Here is a 24,368-nt window from a genome sequence, read left to right as displayed (position 1 = left end):
AGTTCAATGACCGCCCCGGGGCCTGGAAATGGTTATAAAGAGCAAGAAAAAGGGCCCCGACCTTTCCGTCCACACCCCCGAAAGACCTCCGCCGAGTCGCCGCCACACTCAACCGCCGGCCCCGGCCCACCCTGAACCTGCAAACCCCAGCCAACCGGCTCAACGAACTGCTGCTGGCAGCCTAAACCCCAGCGTTGCCCCGACTACTTGACTCCGCCGCCTCATAACGACATCTACTGCCAGTCAGTGGGGGGTTAACGCGGTCGAGGGACAACGCTAACAAGCATTTTATAACGCTGTAAATGGCTGGATTGAAACCCGTTTCAGCGAACGCGCGTGTATCAGGCCACCGGTCCTGCATTCCAAACGATGTGCTGGCGGACATCGGTGAGGTTCATGGACTCCGCGGTGAACAGGTCATCGAGCATGTATTCGTCGACGCCGAGGATTCGCAGCCAATGTCCCTTGCCCTTCGTCTCTCCGTCCAGGGATTCGCTGGTTACGCAGACGCCGGTTCCCAGATCGATGCGGATCATTGTCCTTCCCGGGAAGCACAGAGGGAAACTGGGATCCTGCGGCCGATAACTCGGATTGACCACCACCACGGTTTCCAGGGCATCGCGGCCCTCATGGTTCACTTCCTTGATGGTGCCCAGCTCTACGGCATTGGCGGAGGGAAACTCCATGGGTACAGGGGCATTGCCGGCCAGTTCCACGGGATCCAATGCTGCGGCGAAACGCCCGTTGCCGAAGCAGGGTTCGCCATAGGCTGCTTCCGGCCGGCGCCTGACCAGCCCAGCGTCGTCATAGACCGGGGTAACCAGGTTCGCAGGCAGGAGCCAGGACTTCCGGGTGGCACTGACGTAAAGCCCGTCGCGGGAGTCGTTGATGCCGGTTGTACTTTGCAGTAGCCGCCCGTTCCTGTCCTCAAGTCGAAGGGCGCCGGGCCGCCGGAGCCAGGCGCGCACCACTGATTCCTCGGAGCCGGGCAGGTCCAGGTATTCGAAGCGCAGGCTTTGCCATTTCCAGGGGGAAGACCGGCACAGATTGCGGAATGTGGAGGAAGGGTCGGCCGGTTGCGGTTCCTGCCTTGAGGCGCTGAACGTCCACATATCCACAGTTTACGCGCGGGTGCAACGGTGGAATTGTGCGCAATCCAGTAGCATCCGAGTGTGATCAGACGACTGGGCGAACTCTGGGGATCCTGCCCCATCGGCTTCTGGCTCGCGCTCGCCGCCTGTGCCTACTTTGCCGTTATGGCATTGCGCCTGACCGTGATAGATGTGCGCCACCACCTCCTGCCCAACAGGATTGTCTTCCCCTCGTACGCCGTGGCGGGGGTGCTTCTGCTCGGGGCCGCCGCAGCCTTCTGGCTGCAACCGGACGGGGAGGGCCGTAACGCGTCCGACGCCGGTGCAGTACTTTTTGGGCTGCCCGGACTTGCCATTGTGGCCGGCGCAGCCGTGCTGTGGATTTTCTACTTCATCCTCCGCGCCGTTTATCCGCAGGGAATGGGCTTTGGCGACGTGAAGCTTGCCGGAGTGCTTGGACTCTATCTTGGGTACCTGGGGTGGGGGCATGTGTTTGCCGGAACCTTCGCGGCGTTCCTGCTCGGCGGGCTGTGGGGGATCATCCTGGTCGCCTCACGGAAGGGCTCCCTCAAGTCCGCCATTCCGTTCGGTCCCTTTATGCTCGCCGGTGCCGCCGCCGCCATGCTGCTGCTGCCGGCCTGAGGTATTTCCCCGTAGCTATTCCCAGGTCCAGCTCGATGGGATACTCGCACATAAGTGCGCAGTTATCACCGGAAGGGCGTGACACCGTGGCGGCACCGGATTTTGTGCTCAGGCTACGCGAGAAAATCGGAACCGATCCGCTGTGGCTTCCCGCCGTCCGAGGGGTGGTGCTGGACGACAACCAGCGTGTCCTGTTGTGCCAGCGTGCCGACAATGGGCATTGGACACTGATCACCGGCATCCTGGATCCGGGGGAGCACCCGGCCGCGGGCCTTGTCCGGGAGATCTACGAGGAAACCGGAGTCGTCGCGCGGACGGAACGCGTTCTCGCCGTCGGCGTCATTGGCCCGGTGACCTATCCGAACGGCGACGTCTGCGATTTCCTGGACATCGTCTTCAGGTGCCGCTACGTCTCGGGAGAGGCACGAGTGAACGACGATGAGTCCCTGGATGTCGGCTGGTTCAACCTGGATGATCTTCCGCCCCTGAGCGCGGGATATCGCGAGAGCATTCGCCTTGCCCTGGCACCGGACGGTCCTGTGGCCTATCAGCAGGAATAAGCAGATACGACGGCGGCCGGCCCCCTCCCAACGGTGGGAACCGGCCGCGAAACGGTCCTTTAGGCGTTAGGCCTTGTGAGCCGGGCGCGTCATGGTGGTGACGTCGAGGGCCTTGTCCAGCTGCTCCTCCGTCAGTTCGCCGCGCTCAACGTAGCCGAGGGAAATGACGGCTTCACGGATGGTCAGGCCTTCCGCAACTGCCTTCTTGGCAATCTTTGCCGCGGCCTCATAGCCGATGAACTTGTTCAGCGGCGTCACGATGGATGGCGACGCCTCGGCGAGGAAGCGGGCACGCTCTACGTTGGCGGTGATGCCGTCGATCATCTTGTCGGCCATGACGCGGCTCGTGTTGGCCAGCAGGCGGATGGATTCGAGCAGGTTGGCGGCCATGACCGGGATGCCGACGTTCAGTTCGAAGGCGCCGTTGGTGCCGGACCAGGCGATGGCGGTATCGTTGCCGATGACCTGGGCGCAGACCATGATGGAAGCTTCACAGATCACCGGGTTGACCTTGCCCGGCATGATCGAGGAGCCCGGCTGCAGGTCGGGGATGGCGATTTCGCCGAGGCCCGTGTTGGGGCCGGAGCCCATCCAGCGAAGGTCGTTGTTGATCTTCATGAAGGAAATGGCGATGTTCCGCAACTGGCTGGAGCCTTCGATGAGGCCATCGCGGTTTGCCTGTGCTTCAAAGTGGTCGCGGGCTTCGGTCAGGGGAAGACCGGTGTCGGCCGCGAGGAGTTCGATGACGCGCTCCGGGAAGCCTGCAGGGGTGTTGATGCCCGTGCCCACAGCCGTACCGCCTAGAGGAACTTCGGCAACACGGGGGAGTGCTGCGTTGATGCGCTCGATGCCGTAGCGGACCTGGGCTGCGTAACCGCCGAACTCCTGCCCGAGGGTCACCGGGGTGGCATCCATGAGGTGCGTGCGTCCGGACTTCACGACGTCCTTGAACTCCGCGGCCTTGCGGTCAAGGGAAGCGGCCAGGTACTCCAGCGCGGGGATCAGGTCGTTGATGAACGCGGAGGTGGCGGCGACGTGCACCGAGGTGGGGAAGACGTCATTGGAGGACTGGGAAGCGTTGACGTGGTCGTTCGGGTGGACAACCTTGTCGCTCCCGGCGGCCGCGAGGGCACGGGTGGCGAGCTCCGCGATGACCTCGTTGGTGTTCATGTTGGAGGAGGTACCGGAGCCGGTCTGGAAGACGTCAATCGGGAAGTCGCCGTCGTACTTTCCGGTGGCGACCTCATCGGCAGCCTTGGCGATGGCCTCGGCGAGTTCGCCGTCGAGCACCCCCAGTTCATTGTTCGCCAGGGCCGCGGCCTTCTTGACGCGGGCCAGTGCCTCGATGTGCGTGCGCTCAAGGGTCTTGCCGGAGATCGGGAAGTTCTCCACGGCGCGCTGCGTCTGGGCGCGGTACAGGGCGTTCACGGGGACGCGAACTTCGCCCATCGTGTCATGTTCAATACGGAACTCAGCAGTGGAAGTCATGGGGCTAGCTTAGGTCGCCCGCCCGCCGCATCGAAAACCGGGAACGGGATGCTACGCGTGCTTCGGTGGCCGCCGGGAGGAGGTCCTGGAATAGAACTGGAACCCACGGAAAGGCGGCCTAAAGCTGGCCGATACCGGAAACCAGCGCCGCGCGGCCCTCGTCAAGCTTGTAGGACAGGCCCACTACAGCAACACGGCCCTCTTCAATGGCGTCGGAAATCACACGAGAGCTGTCCGCCAAGCGGTGGGATGTCTGCTTGACGTGCTCCACCACCATGTCATTCACGTCCGACTGTTCGTTGCGGAGAGACGTCAGGACCGAGGGAGTGATGCGTTCGACGAGGTCACGGATGAATCCCGCGGGCATGTCGCCTGTCTCGACCGCGGACTTCGTGGCGCTGACCGCTCCGCAGCTGTCATGGCCGAGGATGACGATTAGCGGCACGCCGAGTTGGCTGATGCTGTATTCCAGCGAGCCGAGGACGGCGTCGTCGATGACCTGTCCGGCAGTGCGCACCACAAAGGCATCACCGAGGCCGAGATCGAAAATGATCTCAGCGGCGAGCCTGGAGTCGGAGCATCCAAAGATCACCGCAAAGGGGTGCTGGTCGTGGACCAGCGATGACCGTCGGGATGCGTCCTGGTTGGGATGCAGGGACTTGCCGGCTACAAAGCGTTCATTGCCTTCGCGGAGACGGCGCCAAGCCAGGGCGGGAGTGAGATAAGTTGCCACGTGGCTACTTTACGGGGTGGGAGTGCCCGTCTGTGAAACTGTTGCGGCAGCATTGCGATCCATGGATTCGACGACGGACGTGGCCAGCACGGACAGCTCCTCAAGGCCCGCGGTGCCGCTGAGGATGACGGTTGTGCCCCGGTACTCAAGAACCAGGCTGCGGGTTCCCTTGCCGGTATCCCGAAGCTCCCATTCCTGGCCGCCGGCGCTGCGCGTTCCGGTGGCCGGCGCATTGGACACCTTCTGCAGGACCCACGTGGGATTCGCTTCCCGGGTTTGCGTCAGGCCGATGAAGGCTTCCTTGGGCGTCAGGTAACCGACCTCCCAAGTGGGAACGCCACTGCCCATGCCGGACTCCCACCGGGCGTAGTTCGGACTGAATGTGTCGCCGGTATCGGGGCTGACGGGTGTGAATCCTGCCACATCCGCAGCATTGGCGGCGACGGCGGAAACGTTGACATTGGGACGGAATCCGTCGCTCTTGGGGGCAGGATTCATCAGGACCACCGGGAGGAAAGCCAGCACGCTCACGAGCAGGGCAATGATCATACCGATCACCGAGGCGTTGGCCCGCTTGGCCGCCTTCGCGGGGATTACGGGTTTGACCGGGGGCTGGGCGGCTGTATCGTCCGGCGTCGGCGTTCCAAGGGACGTCGTTTCCCGGGCCGGCTTGTCCTGCGTTTCACTCACCATTCAATAGTCCACTATCCGGGCAGCGAATACACATCGTCGTCCCAGCAAGGGGCAGAGATGAGTCCCGCCGGGGCCACCCGCCTGATGGTCAGCTGTGACCGGTGGTTCCCTCCACCACTATGATCAGTAGAAGAGGAATTACCACGGCCGTCCCGCACGGCCCGTCCTGGTCCAATGAATCGACACTCGAAGAAGAGGTTCACGTGTCTCCATCGCCAATGACCCAGCAGTATTCCACCATTTCGCCGTCGCTTGCGGTGCGCACTGACGAACCTGACCGCAACCTCGCGCTCGAACTCGTCCGCGTGACCGAAGCCGCTGCCATTGCAGGCGGCCACTGGGTCGGATTCGGTGACAAGAACAAGGCCGACGGCGCCGCAGTTGACGCCATGCGCTCCTTCCTCCACACCGTCCACTTCAATGGCGTCGTCGTCATCGGCGAAGGCGAAAAGGACGAGGCCCCCATGCTCTTCAACGGAGAGCAGGTTGGCGACGGCACCGGACCCGAATGCGACGTCGCCGTCGATCCCATTGACGGCACCCGCCTCACGGCCCTCGGAATCAACAACGCCCTCGCTGTCCTCGCAGTGGCTGAGCGCGGCTCCATGTTCGACCCCTCGGCAGTCTTCTACATGGAGAAGCTCGTCACCGGCCCGGAAGCGGCCGACATGGTGGACCTCCGCCTGCCGGTCAAGCAGAACCTGCACCTGATCGCCAAGGCCAAGGGCGTCAAGGTCAACCAGCTCAACGTCATGATCCTGGACCGTGACCGCCACCGCCCGCTCGTGGAGGAAATCCGTGAAGCCGGTGCGCGCACCAAGTTCATCATGGACGGCGACGTCGCCGGCGCAATCGCCGCTGCCCGTGCCGGAACCGGCGTCGACGCCCTGATGGGCATCGGTGGCACCCCCGAAGGAATCGTCGCTGCCTGCGCCATCAAGTCCCTCGGCGGCGTCATCCAGGGTCGCCTCTGGCCCACCAGCGACGACGAGAAGCAGAAGGCCATCGATGCCGGACACGACCTCGAGCGCGTGCTCTCCACCAACGATCTCGTGACCAGCGACAACTGCTACTTCGCGGCTACCGGTATCACCGACGGCGACCTCCTGAAGGGCGTGCGCTACCAGAAGGACCGCGTCCTTACGCAGTCCATCGTGATGCGTTCAAAGTCCGGAACGGTCCGTTTCGTCGACGCCGAACACCACTCCAACAAATGGGAGACCTACGCCCGCAAGTAAGCAGGCAGCTAAACAAAAGCGCCAACCTCGCCCGGCGAGGTTGGCGCTTTTGTTTGCACTTTGAAAGGTGTCTAGCGGAGCTTGTCCCGCAGCTTCCTGGCCAGTTGGTATGCCCCGTAGCGAAGCTTGTTCACCGGGAGGTCCCACGTTCCGGGGTAGGCGACCTCGCGTCCTCCAAAGGACTTCTTGAAGGACGTGAAGCCCGCCCATTTGTGATCCGGCTGGTCCTCCGGTGCCACACCCCAGAGGTCCACGTACTTGAGGCCTTTCTCCTTGGCATCAGCAATAAGAGTCACCAGGAGCGGGATCCCCGCACTGAGCTTGCGGTGCTCGTCATCGATGGCGGCGTGGGCATACGTCCGCGTGTCCGCCGAGTCATAGGCGAGGGCGGCGGCGATGGGACTGCCATCAAGTTCGGCAATAAACAGGGTGGCGGCGCCACGCGGCATCAAGGAGCGGGCAACCTGGGTGAGGTAATCATCGCTTTGCGGCTTGAACCCGTTGCGGGCGGCGGTCATGTGCAGGAAATCCAGCAGCACCGATATCTCCGCCGGATCCTGGGTTGACCGGAATTTCACGCCCTTCTTGTGGATATTCCGGTAGAGGTTCCGATTGGTCGGCTTCATGCCCGCCAGGATGTCCTTGAAATCTCCCTTGAGGTCCACGATCCAGCTCAATTCGGGCTGCTGGTTGACAGGTGCGGGATTCAGCCCGCGGCCGCGGAGCACAGCGTCCCCTTCGGCTGCCGAAAAGCCGGCGTCTACCGGTTCAATCCGAACGAACGCGGCGTGCCGCTCACGGGCCAGCGACCGGAGGGCCTCCAGGGCGCCGTCGAACGCATCTACGGACTCTGCAACGGGACCATAGGGAGCGTAGAGCACTTTGCCAGCCGGATTCCTTTCCTCGATGGCGAGGAAGCTCCAGCCAGGTCCCGACTTCCGATGGACCGTGCGGCCTAGATCGCGCTGGAACTCCTCCCAGGCAGCGGTGTGCAGGAAAAACTGCATGTCAGGCCTCCAGGGAAGTGGTCACTGCGAAGGCGATGCCCCGGCCCGTTAATCCTGCGGCCGGGTGCACCATCACCGGACTCTCGGAATCGGGAATGAACGCACTGGCGCCGCGATTCAACGGCAGGTCGCCCTTGGGGGAGTCCAGTACCACCGCGCCCAAGGTAACGACGACGATCGCAGGACCGTTTTGCGCCAAGGGCACAGGCTCGCTTCCCGGGCTGAGCTCTATGCGTTGCAGCTGGAATTCCCGGAACGGAGGCCGGTACAACTCTTGTCCCAGGGCTGACTGTTCCGCCTGGATTTTGGGCACGCCGAGGGACCTGAACTCGATGGTCTTAAGGAGTTCGGGGACATCGATATGCTTGGGCGTCAATCCGCCGCGCAGGACGTTGTCCGATGTCGCCATGACTTCGACGCCGAGTCCGTTGAGGTAGGCGTGCACGTTGCCGGCAGGCAGGTAGACAGCCTCTCCCGGGGCGAGGGAGACCACGTTGAGCAGCAATGAGATCAGGACTCCAGGATCGCCCGGGTAGTAGCCGTTGAGGCTGAGCAGGGTACTAAGTGCCGCTGTGTGGGGAGTCATCGGAGCGCCGGACCGGAGTGCGGCGGCCACGTGCTCGGCAGCATCGGAGACCTCCTGGCCGCCGCTGATCAGGCGCGTGAAGGCGGCCCTGAGCGCTGCGGACTCGTCGGGGAGGGACAGATCCTCCACGACGGCCGGAAGGACCGCCGGGACGTCGAGGCCGGCCAGTTCCAGGAAGCCGATGATGTGCGCAAACACCTTTGAGGACTCTGCCGGCGGGCGGAAGCCGCACAAGGCCTCGAACGGCGTCAGCGCGAAGATCATCTCCGGCTTGTGGTTGTCGTCCCGGTAGTTGCGGGAAGGGGAATCCGGGGCCATCCCGGCACGGTTCTCCGCCGCAAAGCCCTCCTTCGCCTGCTCCAGGCTGGGATGTACCTGCAGGGACAGCGGCGTTTCGGCCGCGAGGATTTTGGTCAGGAAAGGCAGGCGCGGGCCGAACTGCCCAAGGCTCGCGGAACCCAGGAAGTGCGCGGGATCGCCGGCGATGAGCGCGTCGAGGGCAAGCGACTGCCCGTCGCTCCCAACTGCCTGTGAAGGCGAGTCCGGATGCGCGCCGATCCACAGCTCAGCTTCCGGACCACCCGAAGCCTCACGGCCGAGCAGCTCGGCGATTGCCGTCTTCGAGCCCCAGGCGTAGGGGCGCAAGACGTTCTCAAGTTCAAACACGGCCGGAGGTCCTTCTCTTCGTGAGGTCGAGTAACGTTGGCGAACTTGCTGGTTTTGCCGCCGCCGGGCAGTGGCTTAGAGCGGGGCGCACTGCCCGTTGGTGGCCACGAGTTCCCGGATGGCCTGTTCATTGCCGGCAGCCTTGAGCTCGTTGAGCATGGCTTCGGTAATAGGCTGCCCGTCAGGAGTTGTAGTAACCGGCGTGAAGTCCGACGTCGGCGCAGGCTGGGTGGTCGCCGGAACTCCGTTTGCCCTCAGTCCGCCGGCCATTAATCCGTCGGAGACGGCCGAATCATGGCTCACGATGGCGTCATCAAGGGATGTATGACCGACGGCGGCACCCGCGGCCGGGCTAGCCTGGGGCTTGAGTAGCTGCTGCACTCGCTCATGGATCACGTCGAAGTCCGGGAAGGTCGAGAACGACGCATCGAAATCCGGTGGTCCGATGGTGAGCCGCGATACCGGCTGGCCCTTGGACTTCATGGCAAGGTCGGCGAAGCTGCCCAGCTGGGCCGAGGAGATATTCGATTCGACGATCTTGGTGCCAGCACTGGCGATATCTTCAAACTTGGTCAGGAGCGTGCCCGGATCCAACTGCTTCAGCATGGCCTGCTGGACGCACTGCTGGCGCGCAATGCGCGCGTAGTCGTCCACGAATTCCCGTGAACGTGCATACCAGAGCGCATGATAGCCGTCGAGGTGCTGTTCGCCGGCAGGTATCCACCCCTCGGGCATCGCGTGGATACCGTTGGCGTCGTCGATCATCGGGCCGCTCATCGGGACCCAGCCACCGGCCTTGATGCGGATGCCGCCCATCGCGTCAATGAGCTTGGCGAAGCCATCCATATCCACGAGGACATAGGCCTGGACCGTGATGCCCAGCGTCCCTGAGACGGCTTCCAGCGTTGCCTGGGCGCCGGGATCGTCGACTCCCGGGTAGAGATCCTGGTGGTTGTTGGTGACGTCCGTATTGATGGCGTTGATCAGGCAGTCGTTACCGCAGTTGTAGCCGTCCGGGTAGATCGTCCGCATCGGGGAATCCTCACTGAACTGCGCGTTCTGGAGGTTGCGTGGAACCGAGATAATCGCGCTCTGGCCCGTTTTTGCGTCGACGCTGATAACGGACAGGCTGTCAGGACGCCGTCCGGTCCGGTCGTCTCCGGCGTCTCCTCCCATCATGAGGAAGTTGTATCTCCCATCAACGGGATCGATCGCCGGGCCGTTCGCGAAGATGCTGCTGATGGCGTTGCGCCCAACGTTCAGCATGTAGGCCAGGTAGCCGAGGCTTCCGCTGCTCAGCACCATGGCCAGGACGAGGGCGATGCCGAGGATCGGCCGCATCCCGGGGGCGAGGAGGACAGGACGGATGAGCCTGAGCGTGTTGATGAACAGCACTGCCCAGCCGATGGCCAGGGCCACCAGGACGACGATGATCAGCAGGGACGCAATGGGGTGCGTGAGGATGTTCAGCAGGACAGTCCTGCTGGCGAAGAACAGCACGATTGTGAGTAGCAGCAGCACCCAGGCGACCAGGGTGACACGCAGGGCAATTCTTCCCAGCCTGCGGTCGCCCGCCACGATCTGGGCGCTGCCCGGTACAAACAGGGTCATCAGGAGCAGGAGGAAGGCGCGTTTGGTCTGGACAGGGGCCGGTGCGCCGGCAGGATAGCGCACGGGATCTGTCAGGGAACTCCCGACGGACTGGTTGCGGGTGCTGTTCGTCGTCGACATGCGCGGCCCCTAGTGGCTGCCCCGTGCAGAGCCGATGCCTTGGGGGAAGACTTCGCCTGCTTTTCTTCGCAGGTTAGCACCCTTCCTCGTTGCCACATCGTTGAGTTCCTGGGCAAATCCCTGGAGGTCCGAGCGCAGGCGCACGGCGAGATCGTCGGTTCCGGAAGCGAGAATCCGGACGGCAAGGAGGCCGGCGTTCCGCGCGCCGGCGATGGAGACGGTGGCGACGGGGACACCGGCGGGCATCTGCACGATCGACAGGAGGGAGTCCATACCGTCGAGGGTCTTCAGCGGTACGGGCACGCCAATAACGGGGAGGGGAGTCACAGAGGCCAGCATTCCAGGCAAATGGGCGGCGCCGCCGGCACCGGCAATGATCACACGCAGGCCGCGTTCATGGGCCGTCTGCCCATAGCGGATCATTTCGGTGGGCATGCGGTGGGCGGAAACGACGTCGGCCTCGAAGGGTATGCCGAACTCGGCCAGGGCGTCCGCTGCTGACTCCATGACCGGCCAGTCCGAATCGGACCCCATGACGAGGCCGACGATCGGGGCTTGAACGGATTCGGCACTCATGCAATCTCCTGATTGGGGGTTCCGGCCGGAACGCGGCCGTCTCTAATGATGTCAGCGACGGCGGTGGCGCGCCTGCGGATGGTATCGACGTCGGCGGCTGAGGCGCCGAGCAGGTTGACGTGACCGATCTTGCGGCCGGGCCGGACCGACTTGGCATAGCAATGGACCTTGGCGGCGGGTTCGTAAGCGAGTGCCAGGGGATAGGCACTAAAGAGGTCCTGGTTGTCTCCGCCGAGGAAGTTCTTCATGACCACCACCGGGCCAAGGGCCTCGGTGGACCCCAGCGGCAGGTCCAGTACGGCGCGCAGATGCTGCTCGAACTGGCTCGTCACGGAGCCGTCCTGGGTCCAGTGCCCCGTGTTGTGGGGACGCATCGCCAGTTCGTTTATGAGGAAGCCAGTACCGACGCCGGGAGTTTCAAACAGTTCGGCGGCCATGACGCCGGTGACCCCGAGTTCGTTTGCAATTCGCAGGGCGGCTTCCTCGGCTGCCGCGGCGACCTCGAGTGGGATGCCCTGTGCCGGGGCGATCACTTCATCGCAGACGCCGTCCACCTGCACTGTATGCACCACCGGCCAGGCGCGGGATTCGCCGCCAGGAGTCCGTGCGACGAGGGCGGAGAGCTCACGCGTGAAGTTGACCTTTTCCTCGGCAAGGAGCGGACTCATCGACTCAAACCAGCCTGCGGTGTCGCGGGCGTCCTCCGGGGAGTGAACTATCCGGACGCCCTTTCCGTCGTACCCTCCGCGCGGGGTCTTCAGCACCACGGGCCAGCCGATGCGCTCTCCGAAGCCAACAAGTTCGTCGACGTCGTGCACGGCCGACCACGCTGGATTCGGCAGGCCAAGGCGGTCAATGGCTTCCCGCATCACCAGTTTGTCCTGGGCGTTGAGGAGGGCGTCGGGTCCAGGCTGGACGTTGACGCCCGCGTCCAGGAGGGCGCGGAGGTGCTCCGTGGGGACGTGCTCATGGTCGAACGTGAGGACGTCAAGGCCGCGGGAAAACTCAAGAAGGGCCGCCAAGTCGCGGTAGTCGCCAACGGGGGCGTTGGCGACTGCGCGAACAGCAGAAACGTCCTCGCCTTCGGCCAGGACACGGAGTTCGAAGCCGAGAGCTGTTGCCGCCGGAGCCATCATGCGTGCGAGCTGGCCGCCACCAACCACGCCTATTACTGGAAAAGTCACAAGGTTCAGCCTACCGAACAGGCGGGCGGATCCTTGATTTTGGCGCCAGAAGGAATGGCCAAATGGGCCTGAACCGGGATGGTTCAATGCATTCGGGCTGCCTACGCCGGACCGAATTGGGCAGTGTGGCCGGGAGGCGTTGCGGGAGCTCCAAGGTTTGGGAGCTAAAATGGTTGTTCGGCCCAATGGCCCCCTTGTTCGACGGCCTTGGAGGGTCATGATTAACACATTGTCGGATCGCATCCGGGGACTCATCTCGCTCTTTTGGCGAGAGGTGGCCAAATTTGGCGCCGTGGGCGGTGTGGCTTTCGTCATAGATAACGGACTGACGTATTTCCTCATGCACGGTCCGATGAGCGACAGCGAAGCCAAAGCCCGTTTTGTGGGCGCCACTGTGGCGACGATCTTCTCCTGGATTGCCAACCGCTTCTGGACGTTCCGCCACCGCCGCCAGGACAATGTCCTGCGCGAGTTCCTGATGTTCATCCTGATCAACGGCATTGGCATCGGCATTTCGACAGGATTTACGGCCCTGGCCAAATACAGCCTCGGCGTCACCGACAAGAACATGCTTTTTGCCGCCGGCGTGGCGGGAATCCTCGTAGCGACGGTGGTGCGCTTCTTTGCCTACCGCTTCCTCGTGTTCAACCAGGAACTCGACCAGGAGCCGGAGTTCTCGCATGACCACGAGCTCATCGAACTCCATCCCAAGCACACTGCTAATCAGGGAGCCGAACACGCTTCGGATTCAGAAGCCGCCAAAAGGCCCTGACCACCCGGTGCCACGGGTTACTGCATGGCGCTAGTTACTGCGTCGCACTGACCCGTTCGTTGTCCAGCAGGTGCTGGGTTACCTCCACGTTTGGATCGACCAGCACCACTGAGCCGTCCTGCTTCCAGGCCCCCAAAGACCGGGAAAGGGCTGACTCCAATCCCTCGGCGCCCTTGACGAGCAGCCGCACCCCGGCCTCCTGCGATGCCGCGAATTCGTCAAGCAGCCCGCTGTGGCGGACAGCCTTGCCAGGCCCGGTGAGCGCCGGAAGGGCCGGGTCGGGATCTGTGTGGGCCATGAAAACATCGCCGTGGGAGCGGACTTCCGCCGCATAGTCCAGCACTCCGGACGGAAGCTCGCCCGGCCAGCTCATTGCCAGCGCGGCCAGTGGCACCGCAATGACGGCGTCAAAGCTGCCGCCCGGTTCGCCGTCGGGCTTGTCCGTGACAAGCAGGTCGGCGTCGCCGCCGTCGAGCACAAGTTCCATACCAAGCTGCCAGCCAGCGAGGGCCCAGACAAGCGACTTCCAGTGGGCGGGGAGGTCCAGGCGCAGCTTCATTCCGGGTTCCGCGTCGAGTTCGTCCTGGAGCAGATTGCTGGTTTTGGCTACCCAGTTGTCCAAAACGCGCCCTGATAGCTCCACCCTTTCCGAATCCGGTCCATACCAGGTGAGGCGGGGAGACGTTGAATGGCCTGACCGCAGCGCGGTCATCAGATGTATCGCCGGGGTGCTCATGGCTACATCTTGCCACGGCACTTTGCATGAATCGCCGGGGGATGTGATTCCAGCCACAACACTTCATTTTCAGGTTCCTCGCCCTGTCGGCAAACTCTGGGCGAATTCCCTGAAAAATCAATGGGATTCCATCTTTTTGGAGCCTCCGGCAACGTTTTGGCAGGTCAGGTGCTGTCAAACCACAACTGATCCCGGGCGTGGCGTGCCTGCGCTTACGGCCAGGCGTTGATTACTATCCGGCGGCCGCTTGACGCCTTGGTAGTTACACGCGTGTAATTAGATATCGAACGCCACCGCGCAAATAGCGGCACAATCCGAGTGTCCAGCCTATCCAGGCGGTGGTGCAACATCAGGAGGGACGCCATGGGGCATGGAGAGCGTATCCAGGAAGATGCAGTTGTTGCCGGCCAAGCTGCGGCAACGTACCGTTCACGGGGGGTACCAAGCGATTGGTATGTAGATCCGGCCGATCCGGAAGCGGCCGAACGCTACAACCGAAGTGCAAGAGAATCACTGGAAGACCAGGCCACCGCTTTTTTGGCGGCGCACGAAATGTTCCTCACCGGCAGCGCGCCGGAGGAGGACGAAGGCGACGATCCGCCGATGGAGTTGCAGTCCAGCTCCACGGAGGGCCTGGCACAGCCGGTATGGATCGGCTTGCCTGCACGGAACGACTTCGACGACGAAGGCGAACTCGGCTGGCAGACGGATGCCTTGTGCGCACAAACGGATCCGGAAGCGTTTTTCCCCGAGAAGGGCGGATCCACGCGGGACGCAAAGAAGGTCTGCGGAGCCTGTAACGTCCGCTCGCAGTGCCTTGAATACGCGTTGTCCAACGACGAGCGCTTTGGCATCTGGGGAGGCCTTTCAGAGCGCGAACGCCGTCGGCTGAGAAAGCGAGCAGTCTGATTCTCAAGGAAGTACACGTTACCGCCGTCGTGGTTGCCCACAACGGCGGGACCTATCTCCCTAGGACATTGGCGGCGCTGGCGGACCAGGCTCGTCCGGCAGACGCCGCCATTGGCATTGATACGGGTTCTAGCGACAATTCGGCAGCTTTGCTGGAACATGCGCTCGGCAAGGCCAATGTCACCATGGCCGAGCCGGGAAAGACCGGCTTCGGGGGAGCAGTCAAGGCTGCCTTGGCAGCCTTCTCGCCAAGCGGCACGCGCGGCACGGGAAGGACCCGCGATCCCTCCCAGGCTGAATCGTCCCATTGGATCTGGCTGCTGCACGACGACGCTGCGCCCGCACCGGAGGCCCTCGCCGAGTTGCTCCACGCCGTGGAACGGGCGCCGTCGGTTACAGTTGCAGGCTGTAAGCAGCTGGACTGGGAGCATCCGCGGCGGCTTATCGACGTCGGGCTGTCCACCAGTGTCTGGGCCGAGCGGCTGACCCTCATTGAATCCGATGAACTGGACCAGGGCCAGCACGATGGCCGAAGTGACATCTTCGCCGTCAACTCGGCCGGAATGCTGATACGTCGTGATGTCTGGGAGCAGCTCCAGGGGTTCGATCCGGCCCTGCCCGGCACGGGCGACGACGTTGACTTTTGCTGGCGCAACCGCCTTGCGGGCAACCGCGTGGTTGTGGTGCCGAGTGCCCGCATGTTCCATGTGGTCCACCGACCAAACGGCCTCGGCACGGCAACCGCAGCACGGAAGGCGCAGGTGCACCTTCGCTTGAAGCATGCTTCAGCATGGGCCGTCCCCTTCCAGGCCGTGGGCGCCCTCCTTGGCGGATTACTGCGGCTCCTCCTGAGCATCACAGTGAAAGATCCCGGGTATGGGCTGTCCCAGCTGGGCGCAACGCTGTCCGCCCTTGGTCGGCCGCTGGCAATCGGCCGTGCCCGCATTATCGCCGCACGAACCCGTCGGCTGCCCAGATCCGTCATTAGGGGCTTGCAGACGCCGCGGCGTGAAGTGTGGGCCCATCGTCGTTCTTTGATGGAGGCGCTGGGTGCTGATGATTCAGCCAGCGGTCCTGGGCCTGGTGTACTGTCCGAGGAGCCCAGCGGCGACTCTGCAGATGACTTTGCCGCCCTCGCCACGAACGAGCGCGGCTGGGTGGGTACCGGTGCCGTGGTGGCCGGACTCCTCGCCCTGGCTTCCTCCCTCCTTGGCCTCGCCAACCTGATCCGCGCCGAGGCGGCCACGGGTGGGGCACTATTGCCGCTGTCCGCCGATGCCGGGGACATCTGGGAGAACGCTTCTTCGTGGTGGATCAGCCTGGGCGCAGGTTTCCCCGGCCACGGCGATCCCTTCGACTACATCCTGTGGGTCCTCTCCGTGCTCGGTGCCGGAAACGCGAACGCCGCCGTCGTCTGGCTTCTCCTGCTGGCGATGCCCCTTTCGGGACTGGCCGCATGGTTCGCCGCGGCGGCGCTGACAACCCGTCGCCGGTTCCGTTTCACGGCGGCACTTATCTGGGCGGGGGCACCGGCGCTGCAGCTTGCCCTCAACCAGGGACGCCTCGGTGCCCTCGTGGCGCACATCATGATGCCGCTGCTGGTCCTTGCCTTGCTGCGCGCCACAGGTTCGGCCGTGGGCCAGGGGCGGTATGCCCCCGTGGCGGCAGGACAGCGGGGGACGGCAGGACAGGGAAGCTCGGCGCCCGTTCCGGTCAAGCCGGGCGTGAACGGAACGCCCTCCTGGACTGCAGCCGCGGCGGCCGGACTGGCACTGGCCGTCATTACTGCCTCGGCGCCCTCCCTGTTGCTTCCCGCAGTGCTGGTCATCGTGGGGAGCGGCGTGGTCCTGGGCCACAGGGGGAGGACCGTGTGGTGGGCATTGCTGCCCAGCGCAGCGCTCTTCGTTCCCTTTGCCCTTTCCACCCTGGACCGGCCTCGAGCGTTGCTGGGCGACCCCGGGCTTCCGCTGGGCTTTGACGCGGCGCCCCTCTGGCAGCAGCTCCTGGGGCAGCCCTTGCGGTTTGACGTCGAGGGCGGCCTGGCCGGGCTTGGGCTGTTTGGCCCGGGCGGTGCCCCATGGGCCATCCTGCTTACCCTGCTGATTGGCGCGCCAATGCTGGTCCTCGCAATCGCCGGGTTGTTCGTGCCCGGTAAACGGACCCGCCTGACGAGGTTCCTGTGGGTGGCGGCATTGACTGTCCTGTCCGCCGCCTGGCTGAGCACCCACGTGGCAACCGGAGTCAACGCCGGTGTGCTGGTGGCACCTTATACGGGTCCGGCCGTGTCTGCGGCCGCCTTCGCGCTTCTGGGCGCCGCGCTCATTGGCGCAGAGAACCTCCTGACCTTCGCTGACAAGTCTGACTCCCTCGCGTCGGACTCCGCGCGAGGCTCCGTCACGCGGCGGCGGACGTTCCTCCTGAAGGCCGCCTCGACCATCGCGACCTTCGTGCTCGTGGCCGGCCCACTCGCAGGGATTGCCGCCTGGAGCGCCGGGAATTTGCTCCAGGTGCCGACCGCTTCAGAATCCCAATCGCCGTCGTCCCAGCCTGGGGCGTCCCTGCCTGTGCCATCCCAACCTGGGGCGTCCCAGCCTGCATCATCCCAGTCGCCCCTCGGAAGCTCCAGGCTGGTACAGCCCGGGCCGGTTCGAGCCCTCCCGGCCACGGCCGCTGACCATGCGCAGGGTCCAGAGCAGACCAGGACCTTGCTGATCGCGGCAGGAGAGGACGGAACCTACACGTCCTCCCTCGTCCGCGGGGAAGGCACTACGCTGGACGCCCTCTCAACAATCGCCTCGTCACGCAGCATCCTTGGACCGCCGGGGCAGGAGCGCATTGCTGCCGACGACCCGGTCTCCGCATCACTGCGCAGTGTCGTAGCCACGATCGTCGCGGGCACCGGCGTCGATCCTCGAATGGAACTCGAACAGCTCGGCGCAGGCTTCGTGGTGCTGTCCGCGTCCGATACCGCTGCGCAGCTTATCGCCAGCAGGATCGACGCCGTTCCCGGGCTCATTGCGGTCGGCCAGACTGACTCGGGTTGGCTGTGGCGGGTCACTCCGTTGACTCCTGTTGCTGATTCCGCCGCCGAGACCGCCCACAGGGCGAGAATCGTCGACGCCGGAGGGAAGGTGGTTGCGCTGTTGGGCTCAAGCTCGACGTCGGTAGCCACCGCCGTTCCGGACGGCGGTGAGGGACGCCTCGTGGTTCTTGCCGAACGGTCCGATCCCGGCTGGACAGCCTGGCTGAACGGCCGAAAACTGACCGGAACAACGTCAGGCTGGTCCCAGGCTTTCACGCTCCCGGCAGGGGGCGGGCAGCTGGAGGTCCGCTACGTGAACCCATGGCATCCGTGGCTGGGAATCCTGCAGGCAGTAATCATCGGTCTGACGATTGTTCTCGCGATTCCCATGCCGGCCCCCCGGCCGAAAACCGGGCTCTCAAAGGACGAAGGATCCCTTCGTAAGGAGTACAGCAATGCCTAGGGAAGAAGCCCCCCAGCAGGCCAAAGGTGCCAATCGGCGCAGGTTCGCAGTCTCAAGGCCCGTTCCCGGTTCCAAGGCGGGACGCAAAACGAAGGGCATGCTGGCGGGAGTAATTTCAGCTGTGGTGATTGTCGCGGCCGGGGCCGGGGTGGTCTCAGCTTCCTCGCTTGTTCCCGGTCCGGACACTGCCCGGGAACTCGAGGTGCCGCTGGCCGATGTCCCGGCCGGACCATCCACCGCTGTCTGCCCCGCTCCTGCGCAACTGCTGGAGGGCACCCCCGTAGGTACCGACCCCCAGTTCAGCCCTGTCTCCAGCACCGCCAAGAGCTTTCTCAATGCACTTGTCCTCAGCGGCAAGGAGGGCACTCTGCCAGGCAGCCGGGTAACAAGCCTGTCCGGCGAAGGCCTGGCCGAAATCTCCAAAGCCCCTCAGCAGTCGCAGGCTCCCGCCGCCGGAGAGCCCGCGCTGCAAGCGGCCGTACTGTCGGCCCGTGCGGTAGAAGGAGTGGACGTGGTCGCAGCGGATGCTGTGGGCAACCAGCAGCCGTCGACGTCGGCACTCATGAAGTATTCGGCCACTGACGGAGACCTCCGCGGAATTGCCGCTGCAGGCTGTCAGCAGCCAGGCAACGACTATTGGATCCTCGGTGCCAACACGACGCTGGGCCGCACCTCAATCCTGAATCTCAATAATCCTTCCGGCACCCCGGCCACCGTGAGCCTTGACCTATACGGGAAAGACGGACAGATTCAGGCCGCGGGGAGCAGGGGACTGCTGGTGCCTCCGGGAACCACACGCACCGTGGCCCTTGCGGGCCTGGCTTCCGGCGAGGCCAGCCTGGCCGTCCATCTTCGAAGCACCGGGGGACCGGTAGCGGCAACAATTCAGCAGAGTGTCCTGCGCGGACTGACTCCCGGAGGCGTTGATTTCCTCTCACCCGGGGCAGCCCCCGGCGTCCGGCAGGTTATGACCGCGATCCACATTCCCGACGGGACGGCCCTAAAGACAATCTCCGAAAAGTCCGGATTCGAGGATGCGGCCCCCGCACTGCAGATCACAGTGCCAGGACCGGCCGACGCCGTTGTGGAAATCCGCCTCTACGGCAGCAATGGAGAGCGCACGCTGCCCGGCAAGGCCGCCGTTACGGCTAAGGCCGGGTCAGTTACCGAAGTCCCGCTCACCGGAGTACCTGAGGGGACCTACACGGTCAGCGCGACCTCGGACACTGCAATGGTTGCCGCCACCAGGTCTGCCCGGGGGCTCCAGGCGGAGGAACCCGGGGACTTTGCCTGGTCGCCGTCGTCCCTGAGGCTGGGAAGCCAGCACATCGTGGCGCTGCCGAATGACGGCAATGCGACCCTTGTCTTCGGCGCCCCTGACGGACGTGCAAAGATCGATTACACAGCAGTGACCAGGGACGGGAAAGTCCGGAAGGCCGGAAGCATCGACATCTCCGGGGGAACCACCGCGACAGTACGCGTCCCGGAGAAAGTCGACGACGCCGAGGTAGCGGGCTACGTTGTGTCCGCCTCGGGCGACCCCGTCTTCGGATCGTTGATGCTGGGCACGGAAGAGCGGCCTGACATTGCCATCGTCGCCACTCAGGAAGGCGCGCAGGGGCAGGAAAAGGTACCCGTCAGGATCGGCTACTAGGAGCGGTTAACCACTACATGTAACGGCGGCGGTAGACCGGATCCAGGGTTTCGGGAGCCACGCCAAGCATTTCGGCTGTGTACTCCACGACGACGTCGTGGACGAGGTCGGGCAATTCCTCCCTGGTGGTGCAGGCCTGCTCAACCACTCGCCTATAGACCGTCACGACGGCGTTTTGCCCCTTCCCAGCAGGCGTGGCCGAGCCCATCGGAGCAGCAGCATGATTGGCCACAAGCTGTTCCAGGTTCGGCGGGATCTCGTCCACTGCAAAGAGCACGCCGTCCAGCTGCTTTCCCCACATGTCATGCAGGCGCTCCGCGGAATCCAGCACAAGGTCGTCGAACCGCTCCGAACGCGTCCGATAGCCAGGAACATTGGGCAGCATGATCTCACCCCGAAGACCGCGGCCATGGCGGTTCCTTCGGCGTTGCATGAACCCCTTCGCCCGTGCGGACGTCCCGGTGTTCTCGCCGTCGGGTTCGGCCAACCGGACTGTGAAGCCCCCGCCCTGATGCTCTGCCTGCATATATCGACTCTAAACCCGACAACTCGTGCGCGCGACATCAAGTGGTTCAGACCCCTCATGTCGGAACGCAGGCACGGAAGCCACGGTAGTAATCGTGCGCCAATGCCGTGACCAGGCGGCTAAAGGGGCTAATCTGGGATGCTGTGGGTGCTATTCGTCAATGTTCCAGATCTGCCTGCCGCCAGTCCGCGGTGGCCACGTTGACTTACGTCTACGCGGAATCCACGGCAGTGCTCGGTCCACTGGCCACGTATGCCGAACCCCACTCCTATGATCTCTGTCCCCAGCATGCAGGTTCCCTGACCGTTCCCCGCGGCTGGGAGGTCCTGCGGCTTGCCATGCCTGCCACGCCTCCGGAACCCGGTCCGGACGACCTCCTGGCCCTTGCCAACGCCGTGCGCGAAGCTGCCTCACTGCCCGAGCATCCGGAGACTCCCCAGCAGCGCGGAGCCCGGGTTCCCCTCGAATCCGGACAGGTTGAAGGCACACGGCTTGAAGGCAACCGGCTGGAAGGCGCACGACGTGGCCACCTGCGCGTCCTCCGCGAACCCTCCTAAGCCGGCCCAGGCCCCGTGTCTTTCCAGCAGCAGCCCTCCCATGCGGCACGTCGCCCCAAGCCGCGGCGCTGTAGGCTGGAACCTGCATATCAGTCCGCCAGCGGCGCCCCAGGCGGCGCCTTCCAGGGAGCCCACTTCATGCCCAAGATCAGTCCGGCACTCTTGTCCATCCTCCGTTGCCCCGTGACGGGCTCGAGCCTGGTCCAGGAGGGCGACGAGCTGGTCTCGACGACGGCGGGCGAATCCGGCAAAAAAACCCGCTACGCCATTGAGGACGGCATTCCGCTGCTGCTGCCGCCCGAGCTCCTGGCCGCCGCCACGAACGCACCCTCGGACCAGCACGACCACGCTCCGACGCACTCCAAAGAAGCAGCCACGCCTAAGGGCTGATCCCGAAGACTCAGCCGTTAGGAAGACTTAGCCGGGCTGCCCCGGCACGCTCCAGCAAAGCCGCAAGTACAACCAAGGACTCCCATGACACTCGACTACAAAGTTGCCGACCTCAGCCTCGCCGAGGCCGGCCGCCACCAGATCCGCCTCGCCGAGCACGAGATGCCGGGCCTCATGTCCCTCCGAGCCGAGTTCGGCCCCTCGCAGCCGCTCCAGGGGGCGCGCATCGCCGGATCCCTGCACATGACCGTCCAGACGGCCGTGCTGATCGAGACGCTTACGGCCCTCGGCGCCGAGGTCCGTTGGGCTTCCTGCAACATCTTCTCCACTCAGGATGAGGCCGCGGCGGCCGTCGTGGTGGGCAAAGGCACCGTCGCGGATCCGCAGGGCGTCCCGGTCTTCGCCTGGAAGGGCGAGACCCTGGAGGAGTACTGGTGGACCGCGGAGCAGATCCTCACCTGGCCGGGGGCGGATACCAACCCGGACCTGGGCCCGAACATGATCCTGGACGACGGCGGCGACGCCACCTTGCTCGTCCACAAGGGCGTGGAGTTTGAAGCAGCCGGCGCAGTGCCTGCCGCCGGGGAAAACGACCCCGAGGAATACGCGCTCATCCTCGATGTCCTGCGCAAGTCGCTCGCCTCGGACCCGCAGAAGTGGACCCGGATCGCCGGCGGCATCCGGGGTGTCAGTGAGGAAACCACCACCGGTGTTCACCGCCTGTACCAACTGGCGGAACAGGGCAAGCTGCTCTTCCCCGCTATCAACGTCAATGACTCCGTCACCAAGAGCAAGTTCGACAACAAATACGGGATCCGCCACTCCCTTCCGGACGGCATCAACCGCGCCACGGACGTCCTCATGGGCGGCAAGGTCGCCGTCGTCTGTGGCTATGGCGACGTCGGAAAGGGTGCGGCAGAGGCGCTGCGGGGTCAGGGTTCCCGCGTGATTGTCACCGAGATCGACCCCATCTGCGCCCTGCAGGCAGCCATGGACGGCTACCAGGTTGCAAAACTCGAATCTGTCCTGGCCCAGGGTGACATCTTCATCACCACCACGGGTAACAAGGACGTCATCATGGCCGAACACATGCTGGGCATGAAGAACAAGGCAATCGTGGGCAACATTGGCCACTTCGACAACGAGATCGACATGGCCGGGCTGGCCAGAATTCCCGGCGTCAGGAAAGTTGAGATCAAGCCCCAGGTCCACGAATGGGTGTTCGACGGCGGCGCTGACTCCGAGCGTTCCATCATCGTGCTCTCCGAAGGCCGCCTCCTGAACCTGGGCAACGCCACGGGCCACCCGTCCTTCGTCATGAGCAACTCCTTCGCAAACCAGACCATCGCGCAAATCGAGCTGTGGACCAAAAAGGACCAGCTGGGGGGTGAGCGGGAGTACGAAAACCAGGTGTATGTCCTGCCCAAGATCCTTGACGAGAAGGTCGCCAGGCTTCACCTTGACGCGCTCGGCGTCGAGCTGACGGAACTGAGCAAGGAGCAGGCCGAATACCTGGACCTTGACGTGGCGGGCCCCTATAAGCCGGACCATTACAGGTACTAAAAACCGCGGATTCTGCACTCCACCGGAGAGGCGCAGCCAGGCTCCCAGGCCTGGCTGCGCAGACGGTCCATTGTCGTCGGCTAAAATTGGTACGGGAGTATCGGATGCGTTGCCGCTTGGGGTTCAATCGGCAGGCGATTTTCAGGCGGCACAGCTAGCCTGGCCGGGGGATCTGGAGAGTTGGACTTGACTGAAATCGGAAAGCGCAAAACGGGCAAAATCCTGGGAATCGCGGCGATCTGCGCCGCCGTCGCGGCCGGGGGGATTGGCGTCGCCACTGCGCCCAGCTGGGCCGGTGGCGCCCTGCAGTCTGAGGCGGGGACCCCGCAACGCAGCGAGCCGGGCCTCGCAGCGCCCGTGGTCAAGGCCGTTGAGCTGGGCGTCACACCGATCGATGGCGCCGTTGAAGTGAATCCCGCCTCGGGCCCATCGGTCAAGGCGGTCAACGGCACCGTCAAGAACGTCGTCCTCGTGCCCCAAAAAGGCGGCACCCCCGTCAACGGCGCCGTGAGCGCCGACGGCACCACCTGGACTACCGCGGAACCCCTTGCCTTCAACACCGCCTACGCCTACACCTTCACGATCGTCGACGAAGCCGGGCGCGAAACCACCAAGAGGCAGACCTTCACCACTGTCTCCAAGGCCAACGAAGCAGACGCGGCGGTCTATCCGCTGAACGGCTCAACAGTCGGCTCGGGGCAGCCCATCGAAATCAACTTCAGCGAGCCTGTGCTGAACAAGGAAGCCATGGAAAGGGCTGTGAAGATCACCGTATCTTCCGGCCAGCCGGTCGCCTGGCGCTGGTATTCGGACCGCAAGGTCCGCATCAGGCCCGAAACTTTCTGGGCCCCAAACACCCAAGTGACCGTGGATATGCCCCTGTTCGGCCTGGACTTCGGCAACAACATGATCGGCAACTCCAACGTTTCCGTTTCCTTCAAGACCGGGCCCCAAAGGGTGGCCATTGTGGATGACCTCACCAAGACCATGAACGTCTACTTTGACGGCCAGTTGGTGAAGACGGCCCGCGTCACCCTCGGTAGCCCGGACTGGCTGTCACCCACGGGCTATGCGGTCATCATGGAGCAGGAACGCAACTCCAAATTCAATGCCGGCAGCATCGGGCTCAAGCCGGGGGACAAGGGCTACTACCCACCCCTCGTCGTCGAATATGCCAACCGCCTGACCTCCTCCGGTGTGTACGTGCACCAGGCACTGGAATCCGCGTGGGGCGCCGTGGGCAAGTACAACGTCTCGCATGGTTGCGTGGGCCTGCTCCCCGCCGACGCTCAGTGGTTCTTCAGCAACATGAAGACCGGTGATGTTGTCCAGGTACTGAACACCGGGGCACCTGCAGTCGAGCCGCTTGAAGGCTACGGAGACTGGAATATCGCCTGGGCCAACTACGCCAAGCGCTGAGCATTCCCCCATCTGACTCGCAGTTTTGGTCGTTATGGGCGCGGTGGAGTCATATGGTCGTAGCAACGCTCTGAATTGATGGAGTGTTCTATGGTCAAGTCTTATCCACTGAGCGCACGCACCGAGTTTGTGGACTTGGTGTGTGCCGGGATGTCGGTTCTC

General features: G+C 64.0%; 22 protein-coding genes. 11 read left to right on the top strand and 11 right to left on the bottom strand.

Features of this window, described 5'->3' with window-relative positions; translation table 11 throughout:
• Nucleotides 1-341: 341 nt before the first annotated feature.
• The gene (locus J7E82_RS19305) at nt 342-1,112 is read right to left on the bottom strand and encodes a hypothetical protein (RefSeq protein WP_214865613.1); all 771 of its coding nucleotides are present in this window, start codon (nt 1,110-1,112) and stop codon (nt 342-344) included.
• A gap of 60 nt (nt 1,113-1,172) precedes the next feature.
• On the opposite strand from J7E82_RS19305, the gene J7E82_RS19300 reads away from it, so the two are divergent.
• Complete coding sequence (locus J7E82_RS19300; protein WP_214865611.1) at nt 1,173-1,733, top strand: A24 family peptidase; 561 nt, start codon at nt 1,173-1,175, stop codon at nt 1,731-1,733.
• Nucleotides 1,734-1,819: 86 nt separating this feature from the next.
• Nucleotides 1,820-2,293, top strand: a complete 474-nt coding sequence (locus J7E82_RS19295; RefSeq protein WP_214865609.1) for an NUDIX domain-containing protein — start codon at nt 1,820-1,822, stop codon at nt 2,291-2,293.
• A 66-nt stretch (nt 2,294-2,359) separates the two neighbouring features.
• Here J7E82_RS19295 and J7E82_RS19290 read toward each other — a convergent pair whose 3' ends face one another.
• From J7E82_RS19290 to J7E82_RS19280, 3 genes are all read right to left on the bottom strand, one after another.
• Nucleotides 2,360-3,781, bottom strand: coding sequence for a class II fumarate hydratase (locus J7E82_RS19290; RefSeq protein ID WP_214865608.1), 1,422 nt, complete (start codon nt 3,779-3,781; stop codon nt 2,360-2,362).
• A gap of 118 nt (nt 3,782-3,899) precedes the next feature.
• Complete coding sequence (locus J7E82_RS19285; RefSeq protein ID WP_214865606.1) at nt 3,900-4,514, bottom strand: carbonic anhydrase; 615 nt, start codon at nt 4,512-4,514, stop codon at nt 3,900-3,902.
• Between the two features lie 9 nt (nt 4,515-4,523).
• On the bottom strand, nt 4,524-5,207 hold the full coding sequence (locus J7E82_RS19280) for a DUF4245 domain-containing protein (protein WP_214865604.1): 684 nt from the start codon (nt 5,205-5,207) through the stop codon (nt 4,524-4,526).
• 218 nt (nt 5,208-5,425) lie between these two features.
• Between J7E82_RS19280 and glpX the strand changes: the two genes are divergently transcribed.
• Nucleotides 5,426-6,445, top strand: a complete 1,020-nt coding sequence (gene glpX, locus J7E82_RS19275; RefSeq protein WP_214865617.1) for a class II fructose-bisphosphatase — start codon at nt 5,426-5,428, stop codon at nt 6,443-6,445.
• 71 nt (nt 6,446-6,516) lie between these two features.
• On the opposite strand, the gene J7E82_RS19270 is transcribed toward glpX, so the two are convergent.
• The 5 genes from J7E82_RS19270 to J7E82_RS19250 all read right to left on the bottom strand — a co-directional run bounded on the left by J7E82_RS19270 (nt 6,517) and on the right by J7E82_RS19250 (nt 12,195).
• Nucleotides 6,517-7,452 (bottom strand): peptidoglycan bridge formation glycyltransferase FemA/FemB family protein, encoded by a 936-nt coding sequence (locus J7E82_RS19270; RefSeq protein WP_214865602.1) that lies wholly within the window; start codon nt 7,450-7,452, stop codon nt 6,517-6,519.
• Between the two features lies 1 nt (nt 7,453).
• Nucleotides 7,454-8,704 (bottom strand): mannose-6-phosphate isomerase, class I, encoded by a 1,251-nt coding sequence (manA, locus tag J7E82_RS19265; protein WP_214865600.1) that lies wholly within the window; start codon nt 8,702-8,704, stop codon nt 7,454-7,456.
• 75 nt (nt 8,705-8,779) lie between these two features.
• Nucleotides 8,780-10,435 carry an LCP family protein gene (locus tag J7E82_RS19260; protein WP_214865598.1) on the bottom strand — a complete coding sequence of 552 codons (1,656 nt, stop codon included), beginning with the start codon at nt 10,433-10,435 and terminating at the stop codon, nt 8,780-8,782.
• A gap of 9 nt (nt 10,436-10,444) precedes the next feature.
• Nucleotides 10,445-11,011 (bottom strand): 5-(carboxyamino)imidazole ribonucleotide mutase, encoded by a 567-nt coding sequence (purE, locus tag J7E82_RS19255; RefSeq protein WP_214865596.1) that lies wholly within the window; start codon nt 11,009-11,011, stop codon nt 10,445-10,447.
• The gene (locus tag J7E82_RS19250) at nt 11,008-12,195 is read right to left on the bottom strand and encodes a 5-(carboxyamino)imidazole ribonucleotide synthase (RefSeq protein ID WP_214865594.1); all 1,188 of its coding nucleotides are present in this window, start codon (nt 12,193-12,195) and stop codon (nt 11,008-11,010) included. Before J7E82_RS19250 ends, purE begins: the two co-directional genes overlap by 4 nt.
• 217 nt (nt 12,196-12,412) lie before the next feature.
• On the opposite strand from J7E82_RS19250, the gene J7E82_RS19245 reads away from it, so the two are divergent.
• Nucleotides 12,413-12,967, top strand: coding sequence for a GtrA family protein (locus J7E82_RS19245; RefSeq protein ID WP_214865592.1), 555 nt, complete (start codon nt 12,413-12,415; stop codon nt 12,965-12,967).
• A 34-nt stretch (nt 12,968-13,001) separates the two neighbouring features.
• Here J7E82_RS19245 and J7E82_RS19240 read toward each other — a convergent pair whose 3' ends face one another.
• A complete protein-coding gene (locus J7E82_RS19240) occupies nt 13,002-13,703 on the bottom strand; it encodes a TIGR03089 family protein (RefSeq protein ID WP_214865590.1) in 702 nt (233 codons plus the stop codon).
• Nucleotides 13,704-14,066: 363 nt separating this feature from the next.
• Here J7E82_RS19240 and J7E82_RS20885 point away from each other — a divergent pair, with 363 nt between their 5' ends.
• From J7E82_RS20885 to J7E82_RS19225, 3 genes are read left to right on the top strand one after another with little or no spacing between them, the layout of a single operon-like run.
• The gene (locus J7E82_RS20885) at nt 14,067-14,612 is read left to right on the top strand and encodes a WhiB family transcriptional regulator (RefSeq protein WP_251042145.1); all 546 of its coding nucleotides are present in this window, start codon (nt 14,067-14,069) and stop codon (nt 14,610-14,612) included.
• A 29-nt stretch (nt 14,613-14,641) separates the two neighbouring features.
• Nucleotides 14,642-18,097, top strand: coding sequence for a glycosyltransferase (locus tag J7E82_RS19230; RefSeq protein ID WP_214865588.1), 3,456 nt, complete (start codon nt 14,642-14,644; stop codon nt 18,095-18,097).
• Complete coding sequence (locus tag J7E82_RS19225) at nt 18,090-19,751, top strand: DUF5719 family protein (RefSeq protein WP_214865586.1); 1,662 nt, start codon at nt 18,090-18,092, stop codon at nt 19,749-19,751. The genes J7E82_RS19230 and J7E82_RS19225 overlap by 8 nt, the downstream gene beginning before the upstream one ends.
• A gap of 13 nt (nt 19,752-19,764) precedes the next feature.
• Here J7E82_RS19225 and J7E82_RS19220 read toward each other — a convergent pair whose 3' ends face one another.
• Nucleotides 19,765-20,277, bottom strand: coding sequence for a metallopeptidase family protein (locus tag J7E82_RS19220; RefSeq protein ID WP_214865584.1), 513 nt, complete (start codon nt 20,275-20,277; stop codon nt 19,765-19,767).
• A gap of 143 nt (nt 20,278-20,420) precedes the next feature.
• Between J7E82_RS19220 and J7E82_RS19215 the strand changes: the two genes are divergently transcribed.
• The 4 genes from J7E82_RS19215 to J7E82_RS19200 all read left to right on the top strand — a co-directional run bounded on the left by J7E82_RS19215 (nt 20,421) and on the right by J7E82_RS19200 (nt 24,206).
• Nucleotides 20,421-20,834 (top strand): DUF3499 domain-containing protein, encoded by a 414-nt coding sequence (locus tag J7E82_RS19215; protein ID WP_214865582.1) that lies wholly within the window; start codon nt 20,421-20,423, stop codon nt 20,832-20,834.
• A gap of 138 nt (nt 20,835-20,972) precedes the next feature.
• The gene (locus J7E82_RS19210; protein WP_214865580.1) at nt 20,973-21,224 is read left to right on the top strand and encodes a Trm112 family protein; all 252 of its coding nucleotides are present in this window, start codon (nt 20,973-20,975) and stop codon (nt 21,222-21,224) included.
• Between the two features lie 84 nt (nt 21,225-21,308).
• Entirely contained in the window at nt 21,309-22,787 is a 1,479-nt protein-coding gene (gene ahcY / locus J7E82_RS19205; protein ID WP_214865578.1) for an adenosylhomocysteinase, read from the top strand.
• A gap of 186 nt (nt 22,788-22,973) precedes the next feature.
• A complete protein-coding gene (locus tag J7E82_RS19200; RefSeq protein WP_214865576.1) occupies nt 22,974-24,206 on the top strand; it encodes an Ig-like domain-containing protein in 1,233 nt (410 codons plus the stop codon).
• Nucleotides 24,207-24,368: the final 162 nt, after the last annotated feature.

The sequence above is a fragment of the Arthrobacter sp. ISL-30 genome (assembly GCF_018613855.1).
GTDB lineage: Bacteria > Actinomycetota > Actinomycetes > Actinomycetales > Micrococcaceae > Arthrobacter.
Note: the sequence above shows the minus strand (reverse complement) of the source record. Positions and strands in the feature narration are given on the sequence as shown.